The sequence below is a fragment of the Nostoc sp. genome, assembly GCF_036917415.1.
GTDB lineage: Bacteria > Cyanobacteriota > Cyanobacteriia > Cyanobacteriales > Nostocaceae > Nostoc.
The window spans coordinates 1-5,021 of sequence record NZ_JBALDJ010000017.1 but is presented as its reverse complement, the minus strand read 5'-3'; the positions used below and the strand labels follow the sequence as shown (position 1 = coordinate 5,021).

The following is a 5,021-nucleotide window of genomic DNA, read 5'->3' as shown; positions in this document are numbered from 1 at the left end:
GAATCCGCAAAAAACTAGACCAGTTTGATTGTTTACGAGATGCCATTGAGCATATCTTATATATTGCGTCCTAACCGCCTTGGCGGTTGCTATAATTCTTAAAAACGGTCAGATATGGAGTTTTGCAACCTGGAATGAATGGCTCCATCGAAATGTGGTGAGAAATCCGGGCTAACCCGCTTCCCCGACTTCAGCGATCGCCGTGACTGGTTAGACAAACTCAGTTGCTCTAGGTTCTAAAATCCATGCCAGAGATTCATCAAGTGGAATGGTGAGGTTGAGTATCGCCTTAATATGCGGTGCCTGGAGCTTGGAGAAATCTACTAATAGTTTGCCAACCCAAAAATGTTAAGTGGAGACAGGCTCTTGTGCAGGGGAGCAGAGGAGCAGAGGAGAGTCTTATACAAGTTCTAAGCAGGGCTATTGATCCAACCAGTTAAGCAACCCAAGCGAAGTAGCGCCTCCTACAAAATTAGCGCCAATCAGATTGACGTTTGCTAAAACCACAAAAATATCTAGGGAACGAATGACATTTTCAGGTCTATAGACTGCCACTCCTTGAGGCAGAGCTAGGGTTTTCGATAGTACAGCAATAACGGTCACTTCAGCTGCTAAAAAAGCTAAGAATAGTCCGATCACACTAACAATTAAGCCAATTTGTAATACTTGAATCACGTCCTGTTTGCTTGGATGTAATTCACGATTAGGCGACTGTAAAAGTTTGTCTAAACGCCTGTATCGGTTCACCCAATAGAGTCGGAAACACAGCACTAAAATTCCCATAATTCCCAAAAATACTCCAAAAGCCATAACCGAATTTGTTGTAGTTTGGGGAGTGAGATTACGACTAAATATAGCCAATAACAAAGCGAAGCTAGAAATAGCACCTAGCGCTAACTGTATCCAAAAGCTAATCGGTCTGACTATGTGAAAAGTAGCTGCGAATTTTTGCTTAGTTGGTACAGGTAGGTATGAATTTAAATCATTTGTCATCTTCGCTCTCCTTAGCCCAATACAATATCTTTAATTAAAAACTCATTACCCAAAATTAACTGATATCTTGTAACTTCTTTTCTCCCTTAAGTATTATTTGAGATAATTCTAGCCAAACCTAAGTAAACAAAGAGACACTTCCTACTACACACAACACTATGTTGATTTCAGGAAGTTTCAAGAACCCTATTCAAATTCCATGCAGCGCTAATCAGTGCCAGATGGGTAAACGCTTGCGGAAAGTTTCCCATCGCCTCACCGCTGGCACCTATCTCTTCGGCGTATAACCCCAGATGAGTCGCATAACTGAGTATCTCTTCAAACTTCAGTCGTGCTTCGAGCAAGCGAGCCGGATCAATCCGTCCAGCGCGAGTCAATGCTTCCACGAGCCAGAAGGTGCAGAGATTAAACGTGCCTTCATCCCCTGTCAAACCATCAATGGCATCCGCCAGGTTATAGCGATAGACCAGGCTGTTCGACACCAATCCCCCGGCTTCGGGCGAGCGATTGATGGCATCCAGCGTTTTCAGCATACGCGGGTCATTGGGTGCCATAAACAGCACCAGGGGCATCATCAAGCTACTGGCATCCAGAGAATTGCTGCCATAGAACTGCACAAAAGCCTGCCGCTCTTCACTCCAGCCTTTGCTGAGGATCTCTTCGTATATCTGATCCCGGACTCGCAGCCAGCGCTCCCGATCTGCCGGGAACGATCGCTTGTCTGCCAGACGCAAGCCGCGATCGATGGCGACCCAACACATCAGTTTGGAATAGACAAATTGTTTGCGTCCGCCGCGTACCTCCCAGATGCCTTCATCCTGACGCTGCCAGTTGTCGCACACCCAATTGATCAAATGGCGCAAATATGTCCACAGATCGTAAGAAATGGGAGAGCCATATTTGTTGAAAAGATAGACTGCATCCATCAACTCACCGTAAATGTCGAGCTGTAGCTGAGTGTAAGCACCATTGCCAATTCGCACGGGCGCTGAGTCTTTGTAGCCCGCTAGATGCTCCAATATTTCTTCTTTGAGGTCATGCCGTCCGTCAATGCCGTAGACGATTTGCAGCGGCGTATCTGGCTTCAGCTCCTGGCAGCGGGCTTCGAGCCAATCCATAAACTGCGCCGCTTCAGTGGTAAACCCAATTCTCAGCAGACCATACAGCGTAAAAGCAGCATCCCGAATCCAGGTGTAGCGATAGTCCCAGTTGCGTTTGCCACCCACAGTTTCGGGCAAACTGCACGTGGGAGCTGCAACGATCGCCCCGGTAGGTTCATAGGTTAGCAACTTCAGCACCAGTGCCGAGCGCTCCACCATTTCGCGCCAACGCCCTTTATAGTTGCACTGCGACAGCCAGCGCTGCCAGTATTTAACAGTGTGTACAAATAGATTGTGCGCCTCTTTTGGGTCAACGGTTGCGCCACAGTCCGCCGCTGGAGCGAGTTCTCGCAAAACAAAGATAGCTTCTTCACCTTCGTCGAGCGTGAACTTGGCAAATACACCGCGATCGTTCTGCTCCAGGGGCACATCGGTTACGAGGGTTAACCGTAAGTCGGGTGATTCAAAGATCGCTCCATCTGAAGTGACAGTCGTTTTGTGACGATCGCGGGCATAGTTAAATGCCGGGTAGCATTCCATCTGAAACGGCATAGAACAGCGAACCATTCTCACCCGTCGGACTAACCAACGGTAGCCGCGATCGTGCTCACTCAAGCCAACAGGCATGAAGTCAATCACCTCGCTAACTCCACAGGGCGACAAAAAGCGAGTCACCAGAATGTTCGTTTGCAGCCAATACATCTGCTTATGCGTCGTCACCTCAGTCAGTGGATAAATCTGGAAATGTCCTCCTTTATCCCGATCCAGTAGAGAAGCAAAGAGGCTGGGTGAATCGTGCCGGGGAAAGCAGAACCAATCGATCGAGCCATTTAACCCCACTAATGCGGTGGTATGCATATTGCCAATAATGCCGTAGTTACCGATCTGTTGATAGTCCATGTTGTGATTTTGAGGAATGCAAAAGCGTTGTCACTTAATTGCGGGCATTTATAACTATGACCTTCAAAATGCTATTTAACTTTTTGACAATTTGTTTAACCCCCTAATCTACCACAAAACTTTTTTGCAAGAGGTCTATTTTTTTGTTGCCCTATTTTCGCCATACTTTACAAGCGATCGCATTGAATTCTTTCAAATACCTTTCTGTCATAGGTTCTGTTGGGCGGCCATTTTATGCTTAAAAAACGGTCACTTTATCCTTTAAGTGAGACATTAAAGCCTGAAAGCCTGATTATTACCATTAGCCCTAAGTGTTTGTTGGACTACGGTTAAATGATAAAGTTGCCACCAGTCCCAAGAATTTAAGTCAAAGCCTGCCGTGAGTCCAAAAAATAGATAGAGAAAAATGCCCTCTGTACAAGAGTTTGATGACTACCATCAGGCGATCGCCATTTTTGGTTCATGACCAAATCGATGTTCATCTTATACTGCCTAAGGCTTTGGTACATTTTTCACGTTTTTGGAGAGTGTATATTTACCGTAAAGCTAGTCAGGCTCTCAATTCGGCAAGCTTTTACTTTAAAAAACGGCAATCTTTTCCTTTAAGTCACAGCACAGCAGAACTCAGTAGGGAAGGGTATTCAAGAGGTTTAAATGCGATCGCCCCAGATTGTATGGAATGGAAAAATAAAGATTCCAGCTTGATTGGGGCGGTCACTTTATCCTTTAAAAGCGGTCATCTTATCCTTTAGGTGACATTCAAATACACGTTTATGCTTCCAGACCCTGACAACTTTTGGGTATAGTTACAGCGATCGCGATCAATTGAGGTATCTTCTACCGAGTCGAGTCAATCGGATAAATTCCCACAATCACTTTTATTTCTCTCACCATCAGGTTGTACTTGGGTAGTATTTGCCACTAATTCTACCTGTCCTTGTTGATTAATCGTCCATCCAGTAGCTTCTAGTAGTGGTGGTTGCTCTTTTATAGCTGGTACTTTTCTACCGCTGATTAGCCCTGATTTATTTGGAAAATCTGCACCAATTCGCATATCCTGCAAAACTACCTGACCACGCAATACTTGACGGGGGTCTTCTGGTAAACCTCCGCGTCCGCTAATCACAAAATTCGCCTCTTCATTGCTGGGACAACCTGCCACAATTTGATTTGCAGGGTCGGTAGGCACAGAAGGCAATTGAGTTAATCCTCTAGAGGGGTCAATATCTGGAGTATTAATATTAACGATGCCGTTGATGCCTAATTGAGAACTGGCAGTGATATCACTATTTGGAGTGAGTTTGTCATTAACTTGTAAGCCAAAAATACCTTGAGTAGTAATGTTAATATCCCCACCATTCCCTGCAAAAGCATTGGCAGTGATGTCGCTGTTTTCTGAGGGGACAGCAATAATAAATTTACTATTAATATCCATATTGCCACCATTACCACCACCACTGTTTTCTGTTCCTGCACGGGTGGAAATTTGACTATTATTTCGTAAAAGTAAGTTATTGGCTACCTTAAGGTTGATGTTACCTCCTTGTCCAGAAACGCTGGTAGCAGTGATAGAACCTTGATTGAGAGAAATTGCACGGGCATCAATATTGATATCTCCAGCATTGCCTGTTCCTTTGGCGCTGACAGATACGGTGGCGCGATCGCCAATATTTAAGTCACCATTGGGAATGTTGATATTAATGTCTCCCCCATTTCCCGAAGCAGTTTGAGCCGAAGAGGCAAATAAGCCTGAGCCGAAACCCTGCTGGGAGGGGTCAATTAAATCAATGGACTCGAAAGCATTAACTGTTAAATCTCCAGCTTTTCCAGAACCAAAGGTAGTAGTAAATACCTGTGCGCCGCCTTTGGCTGTCAGTTGACGCGCTGTTAAATTAACATTGCCAGATTCGGCATTGGTTAATGTTCCTGTACCGATAAGTAGGTGGTTATAATTAAATATAAGATAGAGAAGGTCTAAAAAACAGGTTCTACGAGATGTCTGCTCCATTGCGAGTTAAATTAACAGAT

Annotated in this window: 4 protein-coding genes; 1 reads left to right on the top strand and 3 read right to left on the bottom strand. The window is 45.0% G+C overall.

Features of this window, described 5'->3' with window-relative positions:
• Positions 1–420: 420 nt before the first annotated feature.
• Both V7K41_RS01940 and V7K41_RS01935 read right to left on the bottom strand, forming a co-directional pair.
• The gene (locus tag V7K41_RS01940) at positions 421–993 is read right to left on the bottom strand and encodes a DUF3611 family protein (protein ID WP_334845473.1); all 573 of its coding nucleotides are present in this window, start codon (positions 991–993) and stop codon (positions 421–423) included.
• Between the two features lie 167 nt (positions 994–1,160).
• On the bottom strand, positions 1,161–2,993 hold the full coding sequence (locus V7K41_RS01935) for a glycoside hydrolase family 15 protein (protein WP_334845472.1): 1,833 nt from the start codon (positions 2,991–2,993) through the stop codon (positions 1,161–1,163).
• Between the two features lie 428 nt (positions 2,994–3,421).
• Here V7K41_RS01935 and V7K41_RS01930 point away from each other — a divergent pair, with 428 nt between their 5' ends.
• The gene (locus V7K41_RS01930) at positions 3,422–3,745 is read left to right on the top strand and encodes a hypothetical protein (protein ID WP_334845471.1); all 324 of its coding nucleotides are present in this window, start codon (positions 3,422–3,424) and stop codon (positions 3,743–3,745) included.
• A gap of 98 nt (positions 3,746–3,843) precedes the next feature.
• On the opposite strand, the gene V7K41_RS01925 is transcribed toward V7K41_RS01930, so the two are convergent.
• Positions 3,844–5,001 carry an S-layer family protein gene (locus V7K41_RS01925; RefSeq protein WP_334845470.1) on the bottom strand — a complete coding sequence of 386 codons (1,158 nt, stop codon included), beginning with the start codon at positions 4,999–5,001 and terminating at the stop codon, positions 3,844–3,846.
• Between the last annotated feature and the right edge of the window lie 20 nt (positions 5,002–5,021).